We start from the raw sequence: 21979 nt of genomic DNA, 5'->3' as shown, positions 1-21979 counted from the left end.
TACGAGAAGGCCTGGGAGGTCGGCGGGTTGCGGTTCAGGGCGGTGTTCCAGGATCTGCTGCTCGACAAGGCGGCGAATGACACGGCGGCCGACTTCCTCAAGAGCAAGATCAGGGAGATCGTGACGGATCCTGAGAAAGCCGAGGCTCTGTCCGATATCGATCATCCCTTTGCGACCAAACGACCGCCGATCGATACCGGCTATTTCGAGGCCTTCAACCGAGACAATGTCAGCCTCGTGAACTTGCGCAAAACCCCGATCGTCGAGATTACCGAAAAGGGGATACGGACGTCGGAGAAGGAATACGAGCTCGACGTCATCGTTTTCGCCACCGGTTTTGATGCGATGACCGGCTCGTTGCTCAAGCTCGGCATCGTCGGTCGTGACGGGGTCTCCTTGAACACTGCTTGGGAGGCCGGGCCGCGTACTTATCTTGGGCTTCAGGTCGCGGGCTTCCCCAACTTGTTCACCATTACCGGGCCGGGCAGCCCGTCGGTACTCTGCAATATGCCGGTTGCCATCGAGCAGCATGTCGAATGGGTAACCGACTGTATTGAACAGATGGAAAAGCGGGGTGTCGAGCGGGTCGAGCCGGCAGAGCAGGCCGTCACGGACTGGGTCGAGCATGTCAACGACGTCGCCAACGCCACCCTGCTGCCGCAGGCAGGGCATTCCTGGTATCTAGGCGCGAATGTGCCCGGCAAGCCGCGGGTCTTCATGCCCTATGCCGGCGGCATGGCCCGATATCGCGGGATCTGTGACGGGATCGCGGCCAACGGATATGAGGGGTTTGTGATGGATGGCAAGGCTGCTGTCTCGTCGCCCGGCGCGGTGACTGCCTCAAGCTGATCCTGAACGGATTTCAGTAACCAGCATCACCGGTGCAGGGCTTCCGTTGATGCTGGTTGAAAATCAATAATTGAAGAGCTGTTCCGGCGCCTGCCCTGGTGCCGCCATCTCATCGCGCCTGCCTTCCGGGGCGAGTTCGCAGATCTGGCCCATGTCCGGGACCGTCGTCACGCTGCATCCGTAGGGTGATTTCATTCAAATATATATGCGCGCATTCATGGTGACGGGGCGGCAAGGCTTAGTATTCACGATCTCCGGATGACGCCAAAAAGAGACGATATAATGTCCAATAAGTAATTAATGAGCCACGGTTCATTTTTCTTGACAGTTCGTTCGCATGATCTCCAAGCTGCAGGGGATAAGGCCAAATTCAAAATGACGAACCTGCCGCAAGTTTGCTCACGCTCACTGGGGCCAGGATCGCAATCAATGGAGGAACGTTATGAAGAAGACATCCCCGCGCTTGCGCCCGGGCATAGACCGCCGCACCGTACTGAAGGGCGCCGCCGCGGTGGCTGCCGTCGGTACTGCTGTCACAGGATTTCCTGCCTACCTGAAGGCCGCTGGCAAGCCGATCAAGATTGGTATGCCGACGATCCTGTCGGGCCGTGTGGCCATCCTTGGCGAGTCCTCCGTGGCCGCCGCATCCAACGAAGTCCGCAAGATCAACGAGGCCGGCGGTATCGAAGGCCGCATGCTCGAGCTGGTCACCCGTGATTCCCGCGCCAAGCCGGATGAGGCGGCGCGCATGACCCGCGATCTCGTGAACAATGAAGGCTGCGAAATCATCATCGATGCCGAAGCCTCCGGCGCCTCGTTTGCCGTGAACGAGGTGGTGCGGGACATGAAGCAGTACTGCATCCACACCAACTCCGAGACATCGTCGCTGACGGCCGATCCGAAGAACCAGGTTCCGTGGGTCTTCCGCAGCTGCCGCCAGGGTATTCATGACGCGGTCGGCGGCGGCCTGGTCGCGGCCAAGGTGGCCAAGGAAAAGGGCCTGAAAAGATGGGCAACGGTTTCGCCCGACTATGCCTATGGCCGGGCCAATACCGATGAGTTCATGGAATATGTGAAGCTCTTCTCCCCGGACATCGAGATCATCGAGCAGACTTGGCCGAAACTGTTCCAGCCGGATTATACCGAGAACGTGACGGCGCTGCTGAACGCCCAGCCGCAAGCGGTCTATTCCTGCCTCTGGGGTGGCGATCTGGTGTCGTTCTTCGATCAGGCGAGCCTGTATGGCCTGTTCGACCAGTTCACGGCCTTCGCGGTGAATCTCGGCGACTATCCGGTGCTGTCGGCGATCAAGAGCCGTCCTGCCGGTGTGTATTCCGGTAGCCGTTACCACAAGGACATCCCGAACACGCCCGAGAATGAAGCCTGGTACGACGATTTCATGGCTCATTCCAACGTGCTGCCGACCAACTGGGCCTGGCAGAACGCGGCCGCGATCAACTTTGTCGCGGAAGCACTGAAGAAGACCGGCGGCGATACCGATACCGAGAAGATGGCGGCAGCCACAACGGGTCTGAGCATTAACTCGCCCTTTGGCGTTGACGGCACCCTGACCCTCCGTGAAGAGGATCACACGCTGGTCAACTACATGGTGGGATACAGCAAGACCATCGTTGACGAGCCCTACGTGGTGGATTTCGACCAGACCGCATGGTCGGAGATCTACAAGCACGAGGGCGAGTGGAAAAAGCGCAACGGTTACGCTTGATTCTGCTGTCCGGGCGGAGCTGTAAGCGCTCCGCCCGGACTCACACAGGGCGCCGGTTACCTTCCGGCGCCCGTGTCTGTCGGTCTCTAAGGATTAAACCCAATGTTTGATTTCGACGCGCTTGCCGCTTGTCTGTCGACCTCCGCATGCCTGGTGAACCAGATGACGAGCGGGTTGATCATCGGCATGCTGCTCTTTCTGGTGGCATCCGGTGTCACGCTGATCTTCGGCGTGCTCAATGTCATCAATTTCGCCCATGGCAGCTTCTATATGGTGGGCGCGTATTTCGCCTATACCGTCTATCACCTGACCGGGAACTACTTCCTGGCGGCTCTGGTCGGAGCCGTAGGGGCCGGGATATGCGGCATTCTGTTCGAGCGACTTATCATCAGCAGGGTCTATGGCCAGAACCTGTTGATGCAGCTCCTGGTTTGCTACGCCTTCATTCTCATCGTCGACGATCTGGTGAAGATCATCTGGGGAGCGGAATATCTGGCGATGGGCATCCCGGCGGAGTTCCGGCTGCCGCCGTTCCGTGTGGCTGGCGGCTTCGTGCCCCCGTTCTACCTGTTCCTGGTCGGGATTACCGTATCGATCGGTTTGGGCTCCCTGTTTCTCGTCACCAAGACCCGGTTTGGCAAGATCGTGCGGGCGGCGGCGCTGAACGCGCCGATGGTCTCGGCGCTTGGCATCCGGGTGAACATCTATTTTGCGCTGCTGTTCGGTTTCGGGTGCGCGCTTGCAGGCGCGGCCGGTGCGCTGGCGGCGCCCGTGCGTTCGCTGACGCCGGGCATGGGGCTTGGCATTCTCGTTGAAAGTTTCATCGTGACGGTCATCGGCGGCATGGGGTCGATCCCCGGCGCCTTCCTTGCGGCGATCATCCTGGGGCTGACCCGGTCCATCGGCAGCGTCGGCTTTCCGCTCTTCGTTGATGGCGCAATGTTCATGATCATGGCGCTGGTGCTGATCTTCCGTCCGACCGGATTGCTCGGGCAGGGAGGCGCACGATGAGCTTGTTTGTTGAGTTTCGGCGCGATCTGTTGCTCGCGCTCGCCGGGCTTGTCGTGCTGATCGCCATCGGCGTCGGCATTGACCATGCATGGCCGCGGGACTTTCTGACGTCGATCTTCGCGGCCGGCCTGTTGGCCATGTCCCTGAACATGCTGATTGGCTATACCGGGCTTGTCTCCTTCGGACACGCCGCTTTCTTCGCGCTGGGGGGGTATATTTTCGGCCTGCTGCTGCAGTCGGAAGGTTTCGTCGATGTGCTCGGCGCGGGCTCCGTGCCTGTCGCCCTGGTGGCGGCTGTCGTCGGCACCGGGCTCTATTCGGTGGTGATCGGTGCGATCTGCGTGCGGCTGACGGAGATCTACTTCGCCTTCCTCACGCTCGCTTTCCAGATGTTCCTGTACAGCGTCATTCTGAGCTGGGTCGATCTGACCGGCGGCGATCAGGGACTGATGGGGGGCATTCCGCGCCCGGTCTTCCTCGGCATCGATCTGGCAGACCAGTATCACCGCTATGTGTTCTGCGCGGTGCTCTTCGTGTCGTGCGTCATGATCATGCGGATCATGACCGAGAGCCCGTTCGGCTACACCCTGCGGATGATCCGCGACAACGCCACGCGCGCCGCCTTCCTTGGCGTGAACGTGACCCGGGTGAAGCTGATCTGCTTCGTGGTCTCGTCATCCATCGCCGGGGTTGGCGGCGTGATCCTGGCCCTGTTCACCTCCGGCGCCTATCCGGAATGGGCTTTCTGGGCGCAGTCGGGCGAGGCGATCTTCATGATCATGCTCGGCGGGTTGAACGTCTTCCTTGGTCCGATCCTCGGCGCCGTGGTGCTGCGCATCCTGAACGACGTTGTCCAGATGTACACCTCGCACACCGAGATCGTGATCGGAGCCGTGATCATGTTCGTCGTCCTTGGGCTGCGGCGCGGCATCCTGGACTTCGTGAAGGATTGGTGGGTCGAACGACAGCAGGCACGCCTGTCGGCAGAAAACCGGAATGGTAAGAAGTGATGAGTGAAGTGGGATCATTGAAAGACCGCATCGCGGTCATCACCGGCGGGGCAAGCGGCATTGGTGCGGCCTGTGCCCGTCTCATGGCAGCGCGCGGCGCGCGCGTCGTCATCGCCGATGTGAATGCCGATGCCGCCCGCAAGATAGCGGCCGAGATCGGCGGGGTCGGGTATGCCGTCGACGTGCGTGACGCCGATGCGATCGAAGCGTTGGCGGAGAAGAGCGAGAAGGAGGTCGGCCCGACCGATATTCTGGTCACGTCGGCCGGTATCGTGCAGGCGCCGTTGCCTCCGGAGGAGTTGTCTCTGGAGCTTTTCGACAACGTTCTCGCCGTGAATACGCGCGGTACCTACCTGACGGCCAAGGCCTATGGCTTGCGCATGCTGAAGCGGCGCAGCGGCTCCATTGTCACCATCAGCTCAATCACGGCTGAACGCTCGGTGCCTCTGCACGCCTACGCGCCAAGCAAGGCGGCGGTGACGAACATGACCATGAACCTTGCCGCCGAATGGGGCCGCGCGGGCATCAGGGTCAATAGTGTGGAGCCGGGCTACACCCGCACACCCGCGCTGCAGGACCAGATCGACCGTGGCCACCGCGACTCGACGCTGCTGGAGGATAATTCGACGCTGGGCCGTATGGTCGAGCCGGAGGAGATCGCCAAGGCGGTTACCTTCCTTGCGTCCGACGAGGCCTCCGCCATCACCGGTATCGCGCTCCCGGTGGATGCCGGCTTCCTGAGTGCCGGTTCCTGGCATCCTTACGGCGGCGTGCGCCGACAGGGGAATCGCTGATGCTTCGCCTGGAGAATGTCGTAAAGTCGTTCGGTGGCGTGGTTGCCACCAACGACGTCTCGCTGCACTTCCCCGCCGGCTCTCTCAGTGCCGTGATCGGCCCCAATGGCGCCGGCAAGACGACGCTGTTCAATCTGATCACCGGCCATCTGGTGCCGGATAGCGGCCGCATCCTGCTTGGGGAAGAGAATATCGCCGGCGCGGCTCCGGTCGATATCGTCCGCAGGGGCGTCGGCCGTGCCTTCCAGATCGCCAGCATCTTCCCGAGCATGACGGTCGAGCAATCGCTGATGTGCGCCGTCGCCTCCCACTTCCGCACCTCGGAGGCAATGCTTTCGGCATTCCCGCCGCGGAATGTCCGGCAGCGGACGGAAGAGCTGATCGAGCTGCTCGGCATGGGATCGGTGGCCCGGTTGCTGAGCGCGAATATTTCTCACGGCGACCAGAAGCTGCTGGATATCGGCCTGGCGCTGGCGCTGGAGCCGAAGGTGCTGATGCTTGACGAGCCGACCGCCGGCATGGGGCCGGAGGAACGCTGGCAGATGATCGGGACAGTGCGCCGTCTGTGGGAGCTGGGCGGTATGACACTGATCTTCATCGAGCATGACATGGACATTGTCTTCGAGGTCGCCCAGGGCATCACCGTGCTGAGTTACGGCGCGGTCCTGGCCCAGGGGACCGCGGATCAAATTCGCAACAACCCGGAGGTCATCGAGGCCTATCTCGGCGTTGAGACGACGGCGGAGGTCTCGCAATGAGCGGCGACATGAATGGTGACACGATCCTCAAGGTCGAGGATATCGACGTCTTCTACGGTGCCTCCAAGATCCTGTTCGGCGTGGATCTCGAAGTCGGGCGCGGGCGTACGCTCGCCCTGTTGGGCCGCAACGGTGCGGGCAAGAGCACGACCATGAAGGCGATCGCCGGAATCGCCAAACCACGCAAGGGAACGATCAGCCTGTCCGGGCAAAACCTTGCGGGCGCGCGTCCGGATATCATTGCCCGTGCCGGGATTGGCTATGTGCCGGAAGACCGGCAGGTCTTCACGATGCATTCCGTGGAGGACAATCTGCAGATTGGCGCCAAGCCGGGGCTGCGCGGTCAGCGGGACTGGACTTTGGAACGGGTCTACGACACGTTCCCGATCCTGGCCCGGATGAAGGATCGCAAGGCCGGGCTGATGTCCGGTGGCGAGCAGCAGATGCTGACTATCGCCCGGACCCTGATGGGCAACCCGGAGGTCCTGCTGCTGGATGAGCCTTCGGAGGGGCTGGCACCGATCATCGTTCAGGCCATTGGCGACCTGATCCGTACGTTACGCGATACCGGTGTGACCATCGTCCTGGCCGAGCAGAACATGCATTTCTGCCTTGGGATATCCGAGGATGCAGCGGTGATCGACAAGGGGCATATCGTCTATCGCGATACGATCGCCGGTCTGCGGGCCAACGAGGAAATCACGAAGCGGTATCTCGCAATCTGAAGCGCCTGCTCTCCGGCATACGGGGGCTTCAGGCGGGCGAGAACAATCCTCGGGTCAGGATCTTCATGTAGGCCTGGATCACATGCTCGGGGACGGCTTTGGCCTGGCCATTGTCGTCCCGGGCATAGTGCATCGAGATGTAGGACCGTGCCGAGAGCAGCATGTAAATCACCGCCTCCAGTTCGACCTCGTCGAACCCCCGGATCTCGCCACGCTCGACCGCGCGCTCGAGTGAGCCTTTGTAGCCATTGACCAGCACGCGGAAATGTTCGGCATGGGCTTCGGGGGCGAATACTTCAGCCTCATAGAGGATGCGGTAGAATGCCGGGTGGGCATTAAGATAATCCAGAAATGCCCGCAGACGTGCTTCCTCGCGCACCGGGCCGGCCAGAGTGCGTGGCAGCGAGGAGGCGATGTGATCGAGCATCTGGCGGCCCATATAGGGCAGAAGCTTGTTCAGGACATCTTGGCGGGATTTGAAATAGTTGTAGAAAGTCCCCTGGGCGACGCCGGCGAGCTGGGTGATTTTAGAAATCGAGGCATCGGCGTACCCGTCATTTCCAACCACCTGCGCCGCGGCTTCCAGTATAAGCCTGTAGGTTTCGCGGGCTTTTTCCTCGCGGGACATTCCCCGCAGTTGGGGAGTGCGAAGGGCAGTTAACTTCGTCATCGAGAATAGCGCTTCCTAATACTTTGTTATTTTGATCGTATTTTGAAAGAAATCTGTCAAGCTTCACGATGCTCTTGGGCGGCGGCACGGAAATTCGAGTGGACCGCTGGGATTCAAAAGTTAAGAGATTTCGGCGCAAGCATCTGGTTCGCCTGCTTCTGGCTCTGTAATTTTTTCGGTCTCCGCCATTTGAACAGGCCCGGCCTATAAGTTTGGAAATTAAGGTTAATTACCGGCGTTCCCTCTGAATTCAGAGAGTTGCTCTGACAATGTCATTTGGACATGTCAGTATGAAATCGCTGACTGCACCAGGTGCTGTCAGTCGATAGTTGCAGTCATCACCATGCCGTTCCGGCACCGTGTCGCTGCATTTTGGAAGGTAAGACCATGGCCAAGGGTAACAACAAGCGCGGAAACAAAGAGGCCAAAAAGCCAAAACAAGAAAAAGTAAAAATACTGGCAACAGCAAACTCTTTCGCGGCGAAGCCGCTGGCCTCCCTGGGGGGTAAAAAGGTCAAATAATTCCGAAGTGCCGGCTGTCAGACAACCAGTGCCAGCCTCGGAAAATAGGTTCCAAATCGCCTCCGGGGTTTCGGATCGGCTATGAGGTCCGGAACCCCGTCCGGAGACGCGGATATGGGAGCTTGTTTGGTCCGGGTTGCGTTGGGTTTGAAAGATAACTCACAAATATATCAATCCATTAGAGTCTCCGTCGGCTTTTAAAAAAATGTGCGAAGGAGGGCGGTTTTTCTGTCGTCCTCTGCCATTCTTCGGAGAGATGAATTTTTCATCGACCAATGTCCGAGGCAGATGGCTCTCTGTTCGTCAAAACAGGTTCATACGAATGACAGCAGCAGAATGGACGTTGTGCGCGGACCCGTCTTAGTTAAGAGTTTAATCAGCAGGTTTGGTTGGCTTGCCTGTTGTTATGCTAGTGGAGACGGTGAGAGTGCAGGACCTGCCCGATTACGATGATTTTGATGCAACCGGGCTTGCCCAGCGGATTGCCGCCGGGGATTTCAGCCCCGAAGAGGCGCTTTCGACCGCGCTCTCCCGGGTGGATGCGCTTAATCCACAGCTGAATGCTGTCACGCAGGTTCAGGCCGGTCGGGCGCGGGAGACACTCGCGGCGGGGGTGCCGAAGGGGCCGCTTTCGGGTGTTCCGTTTCTGCTCAAGGATCTCGGAGCGGAGGCCATCGGTTTCCCGGGGAACAATGGCTCCCGGCTTCTGAAAAACACGACCTATTCTTACAATTCCACCCTGGTTGAAAGATTGCTTTCGGCCGGTCTGGTGGTCTTTGGCCGGACCACGTCGCCGGAAGGTGGCATCGGTTGTGCGACCGAGGCTGCGGTTTATGGTGGGCCGACCCGCAATCCCTGGAACCTCGATCATACGCCGGGCGGATCGTCCGGCGGCTCCGGTGCGGCCGTGTCGGCGGGTATCGTTCCGGCCGCCCATGGCTCGGACGGTGGCGGGTCCATCCGGATACCGGCTTCAAGCTGCGGGCTCTTCGGTTTCAAGCCGACGCGCGCGCGCCTGCCTGACGGTCCCGCGTCGGGTGAGGGCTGGGGCGGGATGGCCATCGAGGGTTTTCTGACACGCTCCGTGCGGGACAGCGCCCTGTTGCTCGATATTTGCTCCGGCACGGATCTGGGCGCGCCCTATGTGGCGCCGCCACTAGAGGCAAGTTTCATGGATGCTATGGAGCAAAGCCGCACGGGGCTCCGGGTTGCGCTGTGCACAACGACATTCGATGGAGAGCCTGTCGATCCGGAATGCGCGGCGGCGGCGGAAGCGGCGGCGGGGCTGCTCGCCGATATGGGGCATCACATCGAGATCGCCCGTCCGGACGCGGATACGCAGGGCATGATGCAGGCCTGGACAGAGATCGTGGCCTGCGGCACGGCGCTGGGGGTGCAGCACAAGCTGAAGCGGCTTGGCCGGGAGCTTTTGCCGGACGATCTTGAGCCGGTCTCGCGCAGCGCCTGCGCTTATGCCGAGACTATATCCGGTGCCGCCTATCTCGATGCGCTGGAGACGGTGCATGATTATGGGCGGCAGATGGCGGCTTTCTTTAGCCGGTTCGATCTGCTGGTCAGCCCGACATTGGCGGAACCTCCCGCCAGGGTCGGGCGTTTTTCGCATGACCGGGAGAGTTATCTCGATTACCGGCTCGGTCCGGACGGCGTGTTTGCCTATTCGCCCTACACCGCTTCCTTCAATGCCACGGGCCAGCCGGCAGCGTCTGTCCCGCTGGCCTGGTCACGGACGGGATTGCCCATCGGGGTGCATCTGGCGGCACCCTTCGGGGCGGACGAACTCCTGATGGGGGTTTGCGCCGAGCTGGAACGTGCGCAACCATGGTTTCACAAGCGCCCGCCGCTCGCAGGGATGCATGCCGGTGAGGGAGAGAGGGCTGAATGAGTGACATAGCGGTTTCCGCGCAGTCGATTACGAAGGTCTTCGGATCTCTTTCCGGCGGACTCCGCGCGCTCGATGATGTGTCGGTCGACATCAAGACCAACGAGTTCTTTACCCTGCTTGGCCCGTCCGGGTGCGGCAAGACCACGCTGCTGCGGATGATCGCCGGGTTCGAGACGCCGACTTATGGAAACATTGTGCTGGACGGCGTGGACATCACCACCGACCCGCCTTTCAAGCGGCCGGTCAACACGGTGTTCCAGAGCTATGCGCTCTTCCCGCATTTGACCGTAGTGCAGAATATCGGCTTCGGGCTGGAGATGCTCGGCAAGAGCAAGAAAGAGGTCAGCCACGCGGTTGACGAGGTTCTGGCGCTGGTGCGCATGGAGCAGATGGCCCATCGCTATCCAACCCAGCTTTCCGGCGGCCAGCAGCAGCGTGTTGCACTGGCCCGCGCACTCGCGCCGAAGCCTTCGGTGTTGCTGCTGGACGAGCCTTTGTCCGCGCTCGACCTGAAGCTGCGCAAGCAGATGCAGATCGAGCTGAAGCGGATGCAGATGGATACGGGCATCACCTTCATTTTCGTCACGCACGATCAGGAAGAAGCGCTGACCATGTCAGACCGGATCGCGGTCATGAGCGCGGGCCGCATTCAGCAGGTTGGTGCGCCGCGCGATATCTACAACGCGCCAACAAACCGTTTCGTGGCGGACTTTATCGGCGAGTCCAACTTTCTGCCGGCCGGGACGGCGGGAGCAGGCATGGTGACGTTGGCCAATGGCAACAAGGTGCCTGCAATTGTGCCGGACGACCTGGCCATGGGCAGCAAGGTCACCGTCTCGATCCGGCCGGAACAGGTTGAGCTCGATCCGGCGGGTGAGGGCGTTCTGGCGGGGACGATCAGCGAGCTGGTTTATTTCGGCACGGACATGCATGCCCATGTCGATCTGGGCGATGGCGCCGTGCTTGTTGCCCGGGTGCAGGCGGAAGCCGACCGGAGCCTCGTCAAGGGAGGGCGGGTCGGTGTTCGTTTCGCGCCCGGAGCCCTGCGCGTTGTCGAGGACGGGGCATGACACGCGAAACCGGGCAGCCGCGGGCTCTGGAAGCGGAGGCGACACGCCGCCATATCCGGCGCAACTGGCTGCTCTCGCTACCGGCTATCCTGCTGCTTCTGGTCGGCGCGTCCGGCCCGCTTCTGATCGTGCTGGTCTATTCCTTCCTCAAGCCCGGCGATTTCAGCGGCGTTGTCTGGGAGCCGTCCTTCAAGGCCTGGTTCCAGATCCTGTTTTCCCGCGACATCTTCGACGACACGGTCGGGTTGGCCGATGCGCATCTGACGATCTTCTGGCGTTCCGTCCGGCTTTCCCTGATGACGACACTCATCACGCTCGCGCTTGGCTTGCCGACGGCTTACTTCATCGCCACCCGGTCCGGCAGGCAGCGTACCTTCTGGCTGTTCCTGATCACCATCCCGTTCTGGACCAATCTGCTGATCCGAACCTTCGCCATTCTCGAGATGCTGCGGAATGAGGGCATCGTCAATAACAGCCTCATGGGGCTCGGGCTGATCGTGGAGCCGATCCAGATCCTCTACACCGATACGGCCGTTTTGATCGGCATGGCTTATGTCTACCTGCCGCTCATGGTGCTGCCGCTCTATGCCGCGATCGAGCGGCTGGATTTCCGGCTGGTCGAGGCTGGATACGATCTCTATGCAAACCGCCTGCAGGTGTTCCGCAAGGTCATCCTGCCAATCATCAAGCCCGGCATCGTGGCCGGCTCGATCCTGGTCTTCGTGCCGTCGCTCGGCGCCTATGTGACGCCGCGCGTGCTCGGCGGCGGCAAGAACATGATGATCGGCAACTTCATCGAGCTGCAGTTCGGGCAGGGCCGGAACTGGCCGCTCGGCTCTTCGCTCTCGATCCTTCTGCTACTGATCGTGATGGCGGCGCTGCTGCTCTATGTCCGGGCCTCCTCGAGGGAGGAGCCGCATGGCTGAGCGCGTGCGCAAGGCGTTCTCGGTAAGACGATTGCCGGGATTCACCACCGTCACAATGATCTGCTTCGCCGCGCTCTATGCGCCGATCATCGTTATCGTGCTTTACTCTTTTAATGCGGGCGATTCAGTGGCGCTCTGGGAAGGCTTCTCCCTCGATTGGTACGCCGTCGCGGCGCAGAATGAGCAGGTGCAGGAAGCCACCTTGCGGTCACTGGTGATCGCGCTCTGGGCATCGGGTATTGCGACAACTCTGGCGACCATGGCGGCGCTCGGCACCACCCGGACCGCGAAGTTTCCCGGCAGCACGCTGATTTATGTGCTGATCAACCAGCCGCTGATGGTGCCGGAGATCGTGACCGCCGTGGCGCTGCTGATCTTCTTCGCCTCGATCAAGGTGGCGACCGGGTATTCCGGGCTCGCCTATCTGATCCTCGCCCATGCGGCCTTCTGCGTGCCCTTTGCCTATTTGCCGATCCGGGCCCGGCTGGAGGGGATGGACCGGGTGCTGGAGGTGGCGGCGGCGGATCTTTATGCGACGCCGTGGCAGACTTTCCGGCGTGTTACCCTGCCGCTGGTCGCGCCGGGGATCGTCGCGGGTGCCATGCTGTCCTTCGTGATCTCGCTGGATGACGTGATCATTACCGAGTTCGTCAAATCCGCGGGGCAGGATACGCTGCCGACTTACATGCTTGGCCAGTTGAGGCGGGCGATAACGCCGGAGGTCAACGCGATCTCGACGGCGCTGCTTGGCCTGACAATCCTCTTGCTGACCGCCTTTTTCATCCTGACCGGAAGGAACGACAAATCGGCCTGAACACTCCCGAAGCGCACAACAGGAGATCCATTATGCGCACGTCATTGCTCGCTATGTCCGCGACTGCCCTGCTGGCACTGTCCACGACTGCTTTCGCCGCAGGCGAACTGAACATCTATAACTGGGGCAACTACACCAACCCCGACCTGATCAAGAAGTTCGAGAAAACCTACGACGTCAAAGTCACCGTCACGGACTATGATTCCAACACGACGGCCCTGACCAAGATCGAGGCTGGCGGGCACGGTTTCGACATTGTGGTGCCGACCGGAAACTATGTTCCGATCTATGTCGAGAAGGGCCTGCTGCTTGAGAGCCGTCCCGACCAGATGGAGAACTTCAAGAACGTTTCCGAGAGCTGGAAGGATGTTCCCTGGGATCCGAAACGTCATTACACCGTGCCGTGGCAGTGGGGCACGACGGGCGTTGCCGTGGATACCTCGGTCTATGGCGGCGATATCAATACCTCGGCGATCTTCCTCGATCCGCCGGCCGAGCTGGTCGGTAAGGTCAATGTCGTTCCGGAGATGAACGACATCATCAACATGACTCTCTTCTATGTCGGTGGCGAAGCCTGCACGACGGATAAGACGGTTCTGAAAAAGGTGCGCGATGTTCTGGTCGCCGCGAAGCCGAAATGGCTGTCGATGGATTACGGGACGACGGACAAGCTTTCCAGCGGCGAATATCCGGCAACCGTGAACTGGAACGGCTCGACCTTCCGCGCCCGTCTGAACAACCCGAAGGTCGCCTACGGTTATCCGAAAGAGGGCTACCCGCTGTGGATGGATGCCGTTGCCATTCTGAAGGACGCGAAGAACCCGGAAAACGCAAAGCTGTTCCAGAACTTCATCATGGAGCCGGAAAACGCCGCCCTGATTTCCGCCTTTGCCCGCTATGCGAACGGCATCGACGGATCGGCGGAGTTCATGCCGGAAGAAATGCGCACGGCTCCGGAAATCGTGACGCCTGAGGAACTCAAGAGTTCGGGTCACTTCCTGCCGACCTGCTCAGGTGAATCGCGCGATCTCTATACGGCGATCTGGACCGAGCTTCAGAAGTAATCAGCCGGATCCTGATCTGGTTGTTGAAAGGCCCAGGGAGATATCCCTGGGCCTTGTTTTTTGTCCGGAGTGAAGAGACTAAAACAACAACGTTCCCTGCCAGATACCGTGACTGACCATATCCGCCGTCTCCGCTTTCAGCGTGCTGGCGAAGATCCGGACGGCGTTGGTGTCCGGGCGCACGATGGAGCGTGTCAGGACCATTTTCCGGGTCAGGGCCGGGCGGGCGATCGGCGCGGCGCGAAGGGTGCCGGCCGTGATATCCGCATGTACGGCGGCGAGGGGCAGGACCGTATAGCCGAGCCCCCGGGCGACGAGCTCCTTCAGGGTCTGCAAGGCGTCCGCCTCGACCGATACCCGCAGTGCGATACCTTCCCGTCCGGCGGCATTCTCAAGCAGATTACGCAAGCCATGCCGCGATCCGGGCAGGATCATGGAGAGGTCCGCCAGATCCGGAAAGGGGACGGGGCTCGTGATATCCAGATCGGAAGAGGGAGGGCCGATCAGGTAGAGCGTCTCCTCGATCAGCGGTTCGGTCCGGATATGGCTTGTCGCCCCTGTCTCGTACATCACGGCGAGGTCTGCCTCCCCCCGCTGGATCATGTCCAGCAGGTAGCCGCTGAAGGCCGGGACGATGCGCAGGGTGACTTCCGGATAATCCCTCAGAAACCGCTCCGCCATCCGGCCTGCGATCACTTCCCCGATGGTCGGCGGCACGCCGAGGCAGACAGCTCCCTTGACGGCGTCCTGCTCTGCGGAGACCTCGGCGCGGGTGTCTTCGACCAGACGCAGGATCGCCGATGCCCGGTCCGTCAGAATGCGGCCAGCGGATGTCAGAGCCATGCCGCGCCCGTGCCGGGTGAACAGGGCAACGCCAAGGTCTTCTTCCAGCAGTCTGATCTGACGGCCGAGCGCAGGCTGGGCGATGTGCAGCCGCTCGGCCGCGTGGCTCAGGCTGCCAAGCTCGGCGACATGCAGGAAGGTTCGAAGTTGTCTTAGATCCATAAGCTATTAAATCATGGCATAGCTGAATGAGAAATATGCTTCTCGTATTTTGCTTCTGTGAGCGCTACTCCAGAGCTTTCCGCCGTTCATCAAGGTCTGGAGTCGCAATGACCGCAGTGCCCGCCGAAGAGGCCCCGTCCTGGCAGGATCAGATCCTGCCGATCCTGAAGAGTTTCGATGTCCGCCATCTGGTCTATGTGCCCGATGCGGGACACGCCACGGCGATCCGTGAGGCGGAGAAGGATAACGGTATCACCTCCCTCGCGCTGACCACGGAGGAAGAGGGCATCGGCTATCTCTCCGGTGCCTGGCTTGGTGGTGAGCGCGGCGCCCTGCTGATGCAGTCCAGCGGCGTCGGCAACTGCCTCAATACCCTGGCGCTGCAGGCCATGACCCGCTTCCCGCTGCTGATGCTGGTGACCATGCGGGGCGACTGGGCGGAGTTCAATCCCTGGCAGAACCCGATGGGGCAGGCGACCGAAGCGGCGTTGAAGCTGATGGGCGTTCGCACATGGCGCGCCGATCAGCCGGACGAGGTTGCGCATCTGGTACATGGAGCCGCCACCATGGCGTTCAACGGCGACGAAGCCTGCGCCGTGCTGCTCGGACAAAGCCTGATCGGTGAAAAGAAGTGGGTGAAATGATCATGACCGGATCTCTCGACCGCCGCGCCGTGACGGCAAAACTTCTTGAAGACCGGGGCGATCTTCTGGTTGTCACCGGGCTCGGCTCGCCCAGCTACGATGCCATGGCCGCCGGTGACCATGACCTCAACTATTACCTCTGGGCCGCCATGGGCAGTGCCGCGACGGTCGGTTTCGGCCTGGCCATGACCCAGCGGGAAAAGCCGGTTCTGGTGCTGACCGGTGACGGCGAGATGCTGATGGGGCTGGGGGCACTTGCCTCCATCGGTCAGAAGCTGCCGCCGAACCTGACCATCGCCGTGCTCGATAACGGGCATTATGGCGAGACCGGCATGCAGACCAGCCACACGGGCCGGGATATCGAGCTTGCCCGGTTTGCCGAGGCGGCGAATTTCCCCTGGACCCGGGTGGTGACGGATATGGACGGCGTGAGCGATCTGCGCACCCGCATGCAGTCACGGAGCGGCACCTCCTTCGCCGCGATCAAGATCGCCGCCGAGAACCTTCCGCGCGCCCTGCCGCCGCGCGATGGCGTGCATGTAAAGAACCGTTTCCGGGCTGCCCTCGGCCTCTCGACCATCTGATCTGCCGGGCAACAAACCGCCCCACTGGAGAGAATTATGTCTGCCAACGACTACAACGATATCCGTGAAGCAGTGCAGGCGCTCTGCGCCGATTTCCCGCCGGAATATCATCGCGGGATCGATGAGAAGCGCGGCTATCCGGAAGAGTTTGTCGATGCCCTGACCAAGGCGGGCTGGATGGCCGCGCTCATTCCGGAAGAGTTCGGAGGCTCCGGTCTCGGCCTGACCGAAGCCTCCGTCATCATGGAGGAGATCAACCGGTCCGGCGGCAATTCCGGTGCCTGCCACGGTCAGATGTACAATATGGGAACCTTGCTGCGGCACGGCTCCGATGCCCAGAAGCAGCTCTATCTGCCGAAAATCGCCAGCGGTGAGCTGCGCTTGCAGTCAATGGGGGTGACCGAGCCGACGACGGGCACCGATACGACCAAGATCAAGACCAAGGCGGAACGCAAGGGCGACCGGTACGTGATCAACGGCCAGAAGGTCTGGATCTCCCGCATTCAGCATTCGGATCTGATGATCCTGCTGGCCCGAACCACGCCGCTTGAGGATGTGAAGAAAAAGTCCGAGGGCATGTCGATCTTCATCGTCGATCTGCGGGATGCCATCGGCAATGGCATGTCCGTGCAGCCGATCCCGAACATGGTGAACCACGAGACCAACGAGCTGTTCTTCGACAATCTGGAAATCCCGGTCGAGAACCTGATCGGCGAAGAGGGCAAGGGCTTCAAGTATATCCTCGACGGCCTCAATGCCGAGCGCACGCTGATCGCGGCCGAATGCATCGGCGACGGCTACTGGTTCATCGACAAGGTGACGGAATATGTGAAGGAGCGGATCGTTTTCGGGCGCCCCATCGGCCAGAACCAGGGTGTGCAGTTCCCGATCGCCGAGGCCCATATCGAGATTGAGGCCGCCAACCTGATGCGATACGAGGCCTGCAAGCTGTTCGACGCGCATGAGCCCTGCGGCGCCCAGGCGAACATGGCGAAGTACTTGGCGGCGAAAGCCTCCTGGGAAGCGGCCAATGCCTGCATCCAGTTTCATGGCGGCTTCGGCTTTGCCTGCGAATATGACGTCGAGCGCAAGTTCCGCGAAACCCGGCTGTATCAAGTGGCGCCGATCTCGACCAACCTGATCCTGAGCTATGTCGCCGAGCATGTGCTCGGCATGCCCCGGTCATTCTGAGGAACTGAATATGCGACTTCCCCTCGAAGGACTGACCGTGCTTGCTCTTGAGCAGGCCGTGGCCGCGCCGTTCTGCACCTCGCGCCTTGCCGATGCCGGGGCGCGGGTGATCAAGATCGAGCGGCCGGAGGGCGATTTCGCCCGGGGGTACGATGACGTGGCGAAGGGGCAGAGCAGCTATTTCGTCTGGCTCAATCGCGGCAAGGAATCCGTGGTGCTGAACCTTGCCTCGGACGAGGGCAAGGCCGCGTTCCGGGAACTGGTCTCACAGGCGGACATTCTGGTTCAGAACCTGAAGCCGGGAGCACTGACCCGGCTCGGTTTTCCGATCGAGGAATTGCGCCAGACCTACCCGCGCCTGATCACGCTGTCGATCAGCGGTTATGGGGACGAAGGACCGCTTGCCGCGCGCAAGGCCTATGACCTGCTGATCCAGGCTGAATCCGGTCTCTGCTCCATCACGGGCGGGGCGGAGGAGCCGGCGCGGGTCGGCGTTTCCATCGTGGATATCGCGACCGGCCAGACCGCGCATGCGGCCGTGCTGGAAGCGGTTATCGCCCGCTCGATCAGCGGTGAGGGCGCGGATATCCGGATCTCGATGTTCGATGTGATGGCTGACTGGATGACCGTGCCGCTGCTCAATCACGAGGGCGGCAAGACCCCGAAGCGGATGGGGCTCCGGCATCCTTCCATCGCGCCTTACGGTGTGTTCCAGACACGGGACGGCGTGTCTCTTCTGATCTCGATCCAGAGCGACCGGGAATGGGCCAGCCTCTGCCACCATGTTCTCGATGATGAGAGTGCGATCACGGATGAGCGTTTTGCGACGAACGTCGTCCGGGTCCGGAACCGGGCGGAGACGGATAATCTTGTGGCGCGCAGTTTCGCGGCAAGAGACGCCGATGCGCTGGAAGAAATGCTGGATGGCGCGGATATCGCCTTTGCCCGGGTGAACGACACGGGCGCGCTGTCCTCTCATCCGCATTTGCGCCGGATCACCGTCGATACGCCAGAGGGAGCCGTCGCATATCCGGCACCGGCGGCGATCTTCATCGGGGCACCGCGCCGTTACGGCCCTGTCCCGGGGATTGGCGAAAAGCCTATTCAAAAGGTGTGATCTCCCTTCCTGATAAGCCCGATTCACGCTTGCCTCAAACGGTGTGGATGTCATTCTCGTCCCTGCAAGAGGGACAAAGCTTTGTAAATTAGAATAATTCCAAAAAATCTGAATCTCCCTCTTGCGCTTGGCTGGAATTGAGTCATTTTAGAATGATTATAATTCGCGCTAACGGTTTCCGCCCGTCAGCGATGCCTTGGACCAGATGGGAGGGTCTATGATGAATGAGATGAACAAATGCCCGGTCATGCATGGCGGCAACACGTCGTCCGGTATGAACGCGATGGAATGGTGGCCGAATGCCCTGAACCTGGACATTCTGCACCAGCACGACACCAAGACCAATCCGCTCGGCAAGGACTTCAACTACCGCGAGGAGCTGAAGAAGCTCGATATCGCGGCGCTGAAGAAAGACATGCACGCCCTGATGACCGACAGCCAGGACTGGTGGCCGGCTGACTGGGGGCACTATGGCGGACTGATGATCCGCATGGCCTGGCACGCGGCGGGTTCCTACCGTCTGGCCGACGGTCGTGGCGGCGGCGGGACCGGCAACCAGCGCTTCGCACCGCTGAATTCCTGGCCCGACAATGCCAGTCTGGACAAGGCACGTCGCCTGCTGTGGCCGATCAAGAAGAAATACGGCAACAAGGTGAGCTGGGGCGATCTGTTCATTCTCGCCGGCAATATCGCCTACGAATCAATGGGTCTGAAGACCTTCGGCTTCGGCTTCGGCCGTGAAGATATCTGGCATCCGGAAAAGGACACCTACTGGGGTGCCGAGAAGGAATGGCTGGCTCCGAGTGACGGCCGCTATGGCAGCGTCGACAATCCGGCAACCATGGAAAACCCGTTGGCCGCTGTGCAGATGGGCCTGATCTATGTGAACCCGGAAGGCGTGAACGGCAAGCCGGACCCGCTGAAGACAGCCGCCCAGGTGCGCGAGACCTTCGCCCGTATGGCGATGAATGACGAGGAAACCGTCGCTCTGACCGTCGGTGGCCACACTGTCGGCAAGTGCCATGGCAATGGCGATGCAGGTACGCTTGGCGCGGAGCCGGAAGCGGGCGATGTGATCGAGCAGGGCTTCGGCTGGACCAACCCGGCCGGTACCGCCAAGGCCAACATGGCGATCACCAGCGGTCTCGAAGGTGCCTGGACGACCAATCCGACCAAATGGGACAACGGCTATCTTTATCTGCTGCTCAATCACGAGTGGGAGCTGAAGAAGAGCCCGGCTGGTGCGAACCAGTGGGAGCCGGTCAGCATCAAGGAAGAAGACAAGCCGGTCGATGCGTCCGATCCGTCGGTGCGCCACAATCCGATCATGACCGATGCCGATATGGCCATGAAGATGGATCCGACCTATCGGGAGATCTGTGAGAAGTTCTACAAGGATTTCGATTACTTCTCCGAAACCTTCGCGCGCGCCTGGTTCAAGCTGACCCACCGCGACATGGGACCGAAAGTCCGCTACTTCGGACCGGACGTGCCGCAGGAAGACCTGATCTGGCAGGATCCGGTTCCGGCAGGCTCGAAAGACTACAACGTGGAAGCGGTCAAGGCGAAGATCGCCGAGTGCGGCCTTTCCATCGGCGAGATGGTCTCGACCGCCTGGGACAGTGCCCGGACCTATCGCGGCTCCGACATGCGTGGCGGCACGGACGGTGCGCGTATCCGTCTGGCCCCGCAGAAGGACTGGGAAAGCAACGAGCCGGCACGTCTGCAGAAGGCGCTCTCCGTACTCGGCCCGATCGCGACGGATGCGGGCGCAAGCCTCGCGGATGTCATTGTCCTTGCCGGTAATGTCGGCGTGGAGAAGGCGATCAAGGCTGCTGGCTTTACCGTGCCGGTGCCGTTTGCACCGGGCCGTGGCGACGCGACCGCCGAGATGACGGATGCGGACTCCTTCGACGCCATGGAGCCGGCTGCCGACGGTTATCGCAACTGGCAGAAGCAGGAATATGCGGTGAGCCCGGAAGAGCTGATGCTCGACCGCACCCAGCTCCTCGGTCTGACCGCTCCGGAAATGACCGTTCTCGTTGGCGGCATGCGGATGCTCGGGACAAACCATGGCGGCACCAAGCATGGTGTCTTCACGGATAAGGAAGGCGCTCTGACGACCGACTTCTTCGTCAATCTGTGTGACATGGCCTACAAGTGGGTCCCGGCCAGCAAGAGCACATACGAGATCCAGGACCGGAAGACCGGTGCGGTGAAGTGGACGGCGACCCGGATGGATCTGGTCTTCGGCTCCAACTCGATCCTGCGCTCTTACGCCGAGGTCTATGCCCAGGACGACAACAAGGAGAAGTTCGTGAAGGACTTCGTTGCTGCCTGGACCAAGGTCATGAATGCAGGCCGGTTCGATATCGCCTGATCCTGCATTTCTCTGAAACCGAATACCGGCCCCGCAACAGGATCTGTTGCGGGGCTTTTTCTTTTTTCCAGCTCGGTCCGGTTTATGCCGTGCCGCTGTGCAATTGGCGCCGCAGGTGTGTTTTGCCTTCCCTTGCGAGCGATGATTAGTTGTTTATCGCGATAATCGCGTGAAATGCCTCTGTTTCGTTAAGAATTTATTGCGTCGCACAATGTCAGCGGGCACGCTTCGCAGCGTTTTGCACCAGGGGGGTGCTCTGTCTTGCGCGAAGTGGAGAATGATTGATGAAATTTCGAATTAAGGCGTTTGTTGCTGCCTTTATCGCCGTTGTGGCGGCTGCGGGCATAATCGCCCCGTCCTATGCACAAGACATGAAGTTCTGGCGGATCGGCACTGGCGGCGCTGGCGGGACCTATTATCCGATCGGCGGCCTGATCGCCAACGCGATCTCCAACCCGCCGGGCTCGCGCCCCTGCGATCAGGGTGGAAGCTGCGGCGTTCCGGGTCTGGTCGCCATCGCGGTCTCGACCAATGCATCCGTCGCCAATGTGAACGCCATCAATGCTGGCCAGCTCGATGCCGGTCTCGCCGGTGCCCAGAGCGTGACCCAGGGCTTCAATGGCGAAGGCAAATTTGACGGCGCCAAAAAAGACAAGATCCGCATGGTCGCCAACCTCTATCCGGAAGACATGCATCTTGTGCTGCCGAAAGGCGTCAAGCTGAACAGCCTGAAGGACCTGGCCGGCAAGAAGGTCGGTGTCGCGGCTGCCGGATCGGGAACACAGGTTTCCGTGCGGATGATCCTGAAGCATTACGGTATCAAGGCCGAAGAGCTTGAGCTGAACCTGACCCAGAGCACGCAGCGGCTGGCAGACGGTCAGATCGATGCCTTCTTCTATGCAGGCGGCACGCCGTTCGCGTCCCTGATCCAGCTTGGTTCGACCAAGGGCTTCGAGCTTTATGTGTTCTCCGAGGAAGAGCGCAAGGAGATCAACTCGATCATTCCGTATTATGTCGAATCCCTGATCCCGGCCGGCACCTACCAGAACATCACCTACGATGTGCCGACGGTTGCCGTCAGTGGCCAGCTGATCACCGGCGCCGACCAGCCGGAAGAGCTGATCTACGAGATCACCAAGGCGCTGTGGAACGACAACACCCGCAAGCTGCTCGACAAGGGCCATGCCAAGGGCAAGCAGATCGTGCTTGAAACCGC

General features: G+C 60.8%; 21 protein-coding genes and 1 pseudogene. 19 read left to right on the top strand and 3 right to left on the bottom strand.

Annotation, left to right across the window (positions count from 1 at the left end):
• Positions 1 to 849, top strand: a pseudogene (locus tag AAC126_RS15790) (cyclohexanone monooxygenase); the annotation flags it as partial.
• A 63-nt stretch (positions 850 to 912) separates the two neighbouring features.
• Here AAC126_RS15790 and AAC126_RS15785 read toward each other — a convergent pair.
• Positions 913 to 1044 (bottom strand): hypothetical protein, encoded by a 132-nt coding sequence (locus AAC126_RS15785; protein ID WP_339854988.1) that lies wholly within the window; start codon positions 1042 to 1044, stop codon positions 913 to 915.
• Between the two features lie 247 nt (positions 1045 to 1291).
• Between AAC126_RS15785 and AAC126_RS15780 the strand changes: the two genes are divergently transcribed.
• The 6 genes from AAC126_RS15780 (at position 1292) to AAC126_RS15755 (ending at position 6873) form a co-directional block, all read left to right on the top strand.
• Positions 1292 to 2575, top strand: coding sequence for an ABC transporter substrate-binding protein (locus tag AAC126_RS15780; protein ID WP_339854986.1), 1284 nt, complete (start codon positions 1292 to 1294; stop codon positions 2573 to 2575).
• 102 nt (positions 2576 to 2677) lie between these two features.
• Positions 2678 to 3586 carry a branched-chain amino acid ABC transporter permease gene (locus tag AAC126_RS15775; protein ID WP_339854984.1) on the top strand — a complete coding sequence of 303 codons (909 nt, stop codon included), beginning with the start codon at positions 2678 to 2680 and terminating at the stop codon, positions 3584 to 3586.
• Positions 3583 to 4596: a branched-chain amino acid ABC transporter permease gene (locus AAC126_RS15770; RefSeq protein ID WP_339854982.1), complete on the top strand. Its 1014-nt coding sequence runs from the start codon at positions 3583 to 3585 to the stop codon at positions 4594 to 4596. The genes AAC126_RS15775 and AAC126_RS15770 overlap by 4 nt, the downstream gene beginning before the upstream one ends.
• Complete coding sequence (locus AAC126_RS15765) at positions 4596 to 5390, top strand: SDR family oxidoreductase (protein ID WP_339854980.1); 795 nt, start codon at positions 4596 to 4598, stop codon at positions 5388 to 5390. Before AAC126_RS15770 ends, AAC126_RS15765 begins: the two co-directional genes overlap by 1 nt.
• On the top strand, positions 5390 to 6148 hold the full coding sequence (locus AAC126_RS15760; RefSeq protein ID WP_339854977.1) for an ABC transporter ATP-binding protein: 759 nt from the start codon (positions 5390 to 5392) through the stop codon (positions 6146 to 6148). The genes AAC126_RS15765 and AAC126_RS15760 overlap by 1 nt, the downstream gene beginning before the upstream one ends.
• Positions 6145 to 6873, top strand: a complete 729-nt coding sequence (locus tag AAC126_RS15755; RefSeq protein WP_339854975.1) for an ABC transporter ATP-binding protein — start codon at positions 6145 to 6147, stop codon at positions 6871 to 6873. Before AAC126_RS15760 ends, AAC126_RS15755 begins: the two co-directional genes overlap by 4 nt.
• A 28-nt stretch (positions 6874 to 6901) precedes the next feature.
• Here the strand turns inward: AAC126_RS15755 and AAC126_RS15750 are convergent, their stop codons facing one another.
• Positions 6902 to 7543 carry a TetR/AcrR family transcriptional regulator gene (locus tag AAC126_RS15750; RefSeq protein WP_339854973.1) on the bottom strand — a complete coding sequence of 214 codons (642 nt, stop codon included), beginning with the start codon at positions 7541 to 7543 and terminating at the stop codon, positions 6902 to 6904.
• Between the two features lie 387 nt (positions 7544 to 7930).
• On the opposite strand from AAC126_RS15750, the gene AAC126_RS15745 reads away from it, so the two are divergent.
• The 6 genes from AAC126_RS15745 to AAC126_RS15720 all read left to right on the top strand — a co-directional run bounded on the left by AAC126_RS15745 (position 7931) and on the right by AAC126_RS15720 (position 13842).
• On the top strand, positions 7931 to 8065 hold the full coding sequence (locus tag AAC126_RS15745; protein ID WP_339854970.1) for a hypothetical protein: 135 nt from the start codon (positions 7931 to 7933) through the stop codon (positions 8063 to 8065).
• 427 nt (positions 8066 to 8492) lie between these two features.
• Positions 8493 to 9968, top strand: a complete 1476-nt coding sequence (locus tag AAC126_RS15740; RefSeq protein WP_339854969.1) for an amidase — start codon at positions 8493 to 8495, stop codon at positions 9966 to 9968.
• Complete coding sequence (locus tag AAC126_RS15735; protein ID WP_339854967.1) at positions 9965 to 11038, top strand: ABC transporter ATP-binding protein; 1074 nt, start codon at positions 9965 to 9967, stop codon at positions 11036 to 11038. The genes AAC126_RS15740 and AAC126_RS15735 overlap by 4 nt, the downstream gene beginning before the upstream one ends.
• On the top strand, positions 11035 to 11964 hold the full coding sequence (locus AAC126_RS15730; RefSeq protein ID WP_339854965.1) for an ABC transporter permease: 930 nt from the start codon (positions 11035 to 11037) through the stop codon (positions 11962 to 11964). Before AAC126_RS15735 ends, AAC126_RS15730 begins: the two co-directional genes overlap by 4 nt.
• A complete protein-coding gene (locus AAC126_RS15725; RefSeq protein ID WP_339854963.1) occupies positions 11957 to 12778 on the top strand; it encodes an ABC transporter permease in 822 nt (273 codons plus the stop codon). The genes AAC126_RS15730 and AAC126_RS15725 overlap by 8 nt, the downstream gene beginning before the upstream one ends.
• 32 nt (positions 12779 to 12810) lie before the next feature.
• Positions 12811 to 13842: an extracellular solute-binding protein gene (locus AAC126_RS15720; RefSeq protein ID WP_339854961.1), complete on the top strand. Its 1032-nt coding sequence runs from the start codon at positions 12811 to 12813 to the stop codon at positions 13840 to 13842.
• 78 nt (positions 13843 to 13920) lie between these two features.
• Here AAC126_RS15720 and AAC126_RS15715 read toward each other — a convergent pair whose 3' ends face one another.
• Positions 13921 to 14847, bottom strand: a complete 927-nt coding sequence (locus AAC126_RS15715) for a LysR substrate-binding domain-containing protein (protein WP_339854959.1) — start codon at positions 14845 to 14847, stop codon at positions 13921 to 13923.
• Between the two features lie 107 nt (positions 14848 to 14954).
• Here AAC126_RS15715 and AAC126_RS15710 point away from each other — a divergent pair, with 107 nt between their 5' ends.
• From AAC126_RS15710 to AAC126_RS15685, 6 genes are all read left to right on the top strand, one after another.
• The gene (locus AAC126_RS15710) at positions 14955 to 15491 is read left to right on the top strand and encodes a phosphonopyruvate decarboxylase (RefSeq protein WP_339854957.1); all 537 of its coding nucleotides are present in this window, start codon (positions 14955 to 14957) and stop codon (positions 15489 to 15491) included.
• Between the two features lie 2 nt (positions 15492 to 15493).
• A complete protein-coding gene (locus AAC126_RS15705) occupies positions 15494 to 16075 on the top strand; it encodes a thiamine pyrophosphate-dependent enzyme (RefSeq protein WP_339854955.1) in 582 nt (193 codons plus the stop codon).
• A 36-nt stretch (positions 16076 to 16111) separates the two neighbouring features.
• Positions 16112 to 17266, top strand: coding sequence for an acyl-CoA dehydrogenase family protein (locus AAC126_RS15700; protein ID WP_339854953.1), 1155 nt, complete (start codon positions 16112 to 16114; stop codon positions 17264 to 17266).
• Between the two features lie 10 nt (positions 17267 to 17276).
• A complete protein-coding gene (locus AAC126_RS15695; RefSeq protein WP_339854950.1) occupies positions 17277 to 18383 on the top strand; it encodes a CaiB/BaiF CoA-transferase family protein in 1107 nt (368 codons plus the stop codon).
• Positions 18384 to 18600: 217 nt separating this feature from the next.
• Entirely contained in the window at positions 18601 to 20763 is a 2163-nt protein-coding gene (gene katG, locus AAC126_RS15690) for a catalase/peroxidase HPI (protein WP_339854948.1), read from the top strand.
• A 284-nt stretch (positions 20764 to 21047) separates the two neighbouring features.
• Positions 21048 to 21979, top strand: a 932-nt coding sequence (locus AAC126_RS15685; protein WP_339854946.1) for a TAXI family TRAP transporter solute-binding subunit, incomplete at its 3' end; no start/stop codon positions are given.

The sequence above is a fragment of the uncultured Nisaea sp. genome (assembly GCF_963974195.1).
In the GTDB taxonomy this organism is placed as follows: Bacteria; Pseudomonadota; Alphaproteobacteria; order Thalassobaculales; family Thalassobaculaceae; genus Nisaea.
This window is presented reverse-complemented; position numbering and strand designations above follow the sequence as displayed.

Coding starts and splice junctions, on each gene's coding strand:
- AAC126_RS15785 (WP_339854988.1), bottom strand. CDS start 1,044: ATGAAATCACCCTACGGATGCAGCGTGACGACGGTCCCGGACATGGGC.
- AAC126_RS15780 (WP_339854986.1), top strand. CDS start 1,292: ATGAAGAAGACATCCCCGCGCTTGCGCCCGGGCATAGACCGCCGCACC.
- AAC126_RS15775 (WP_339854984.1), top strand. CDS start 2,678: ATGTTTGATTTCGACGCGCTTGCCGCTTGTCTGTCGACCTCCGCATGC.
- AAC126_RS15770 (WP_339854982.1), top strand. CDS start 3,583: ATGAGCTTGTTTGTTGAGTTTCGGCGCGATCTGTTGCTCGCGCTCGCC.
- AAC126_RS15765 (WP_339854980.1), top strand. CDS start 4,596: ATGAGTGAAGTGGGATCATTGAAAGACCGCATCGCGGTCATCACCGGC.
- AAC126_RS15760 (WP_339854977.1), top strand. CDS start 5,390: ATGCTTCGCCTGGAGAATGTCGTAAAGTCGTTCGGTGGCGTGGTTGCC.
- AAC126_RS15755 (WP_339854975.1), top strand. CDS start 6,145: ATGAGCGGCGACATGAATGGTGACACGATCCTCAAGGTCGAGGATATC.
- AAC126_RS15750 (WP_339854973.1), bottom strand. CDS start 7,543: ATGACGAAGTTAACTGCCCTTCGCACTCCCCAACTGCGGGGAATGTCC.
- AAC126_RS15745 (WP_339854970.1), top strand. CDS start 7,931: ATGGCCAAGGGTAACAACAAGCGCGGAAACAAAGAGGCCAAAAAGCCA.
- AAC126_RS15735 (WP_339854967.1), top strand. CDS start 9,965: ATGAGTGACATAGCGGTTTCCGCGCAGTCGATTACGAAGGTCTTCGGA.
- AAC126_RS15730 (WP_339854965.1), top strand. CDS start 11,035: ATGACACGCGAAACCGGGCAGCCGCGGGCTCTGGAAGCGGAGGCGACA.
- AAC126_RS15725 (WP_339854963.1), top strand. CDS start 11,957: ATGGCTGAGCGCGTGCGCAAGGCGTTCTCGGTAAGACGATTGCCGGGA.
- AAC126_RS15720 (WP_339854961.1), top strand. CDS start 12,811: ATGCGCACGTCATTGCTCGCTATGTCCGCGACTGCCCTGCTGGCACTG.
- AAC126_RS15715 (WP_339854959.1), bottom strand. CDS start 14,847: ATGGATCTAAGACAACTTCGAACCTTCCTGCATGTCGCCGAGCTTGGC.
- AAC126_RS15710 (WP_339854957.1), top strand. CDS start 14,955: ATGACCGCAGTGCCCGCCGAAGAGGCCCCGTCCTGGCAGGATCAGATC.
- AAC126_RS15705 (WP_339854955.1), top strand. CDS start 15,494: ATGACCGGATCTCTCGACCGCCGCGCCGTGACGGCAAAACTTCTTGAA.
- AAC126_RS15700 (WP_339854953.1), top strand. CDS start 16,112: ATGTCTGCCAACGACTACAACGATATCCGTGAAGCAGTGCAGGCGCTC.
- AAC126_RS15695 (WP_339854950.1), top strand. CDS start 17,277: ATGCGACTTCCCCTCGAAGGACTGACCGTGCTTGCTCTTGAGCAGGCC.
- katG (WP_339854948.1), top strand. CDS start 18,601: ATGATGAATGAGATGAACAAATGCCCGGTCATGCATGGCGGCAACACG.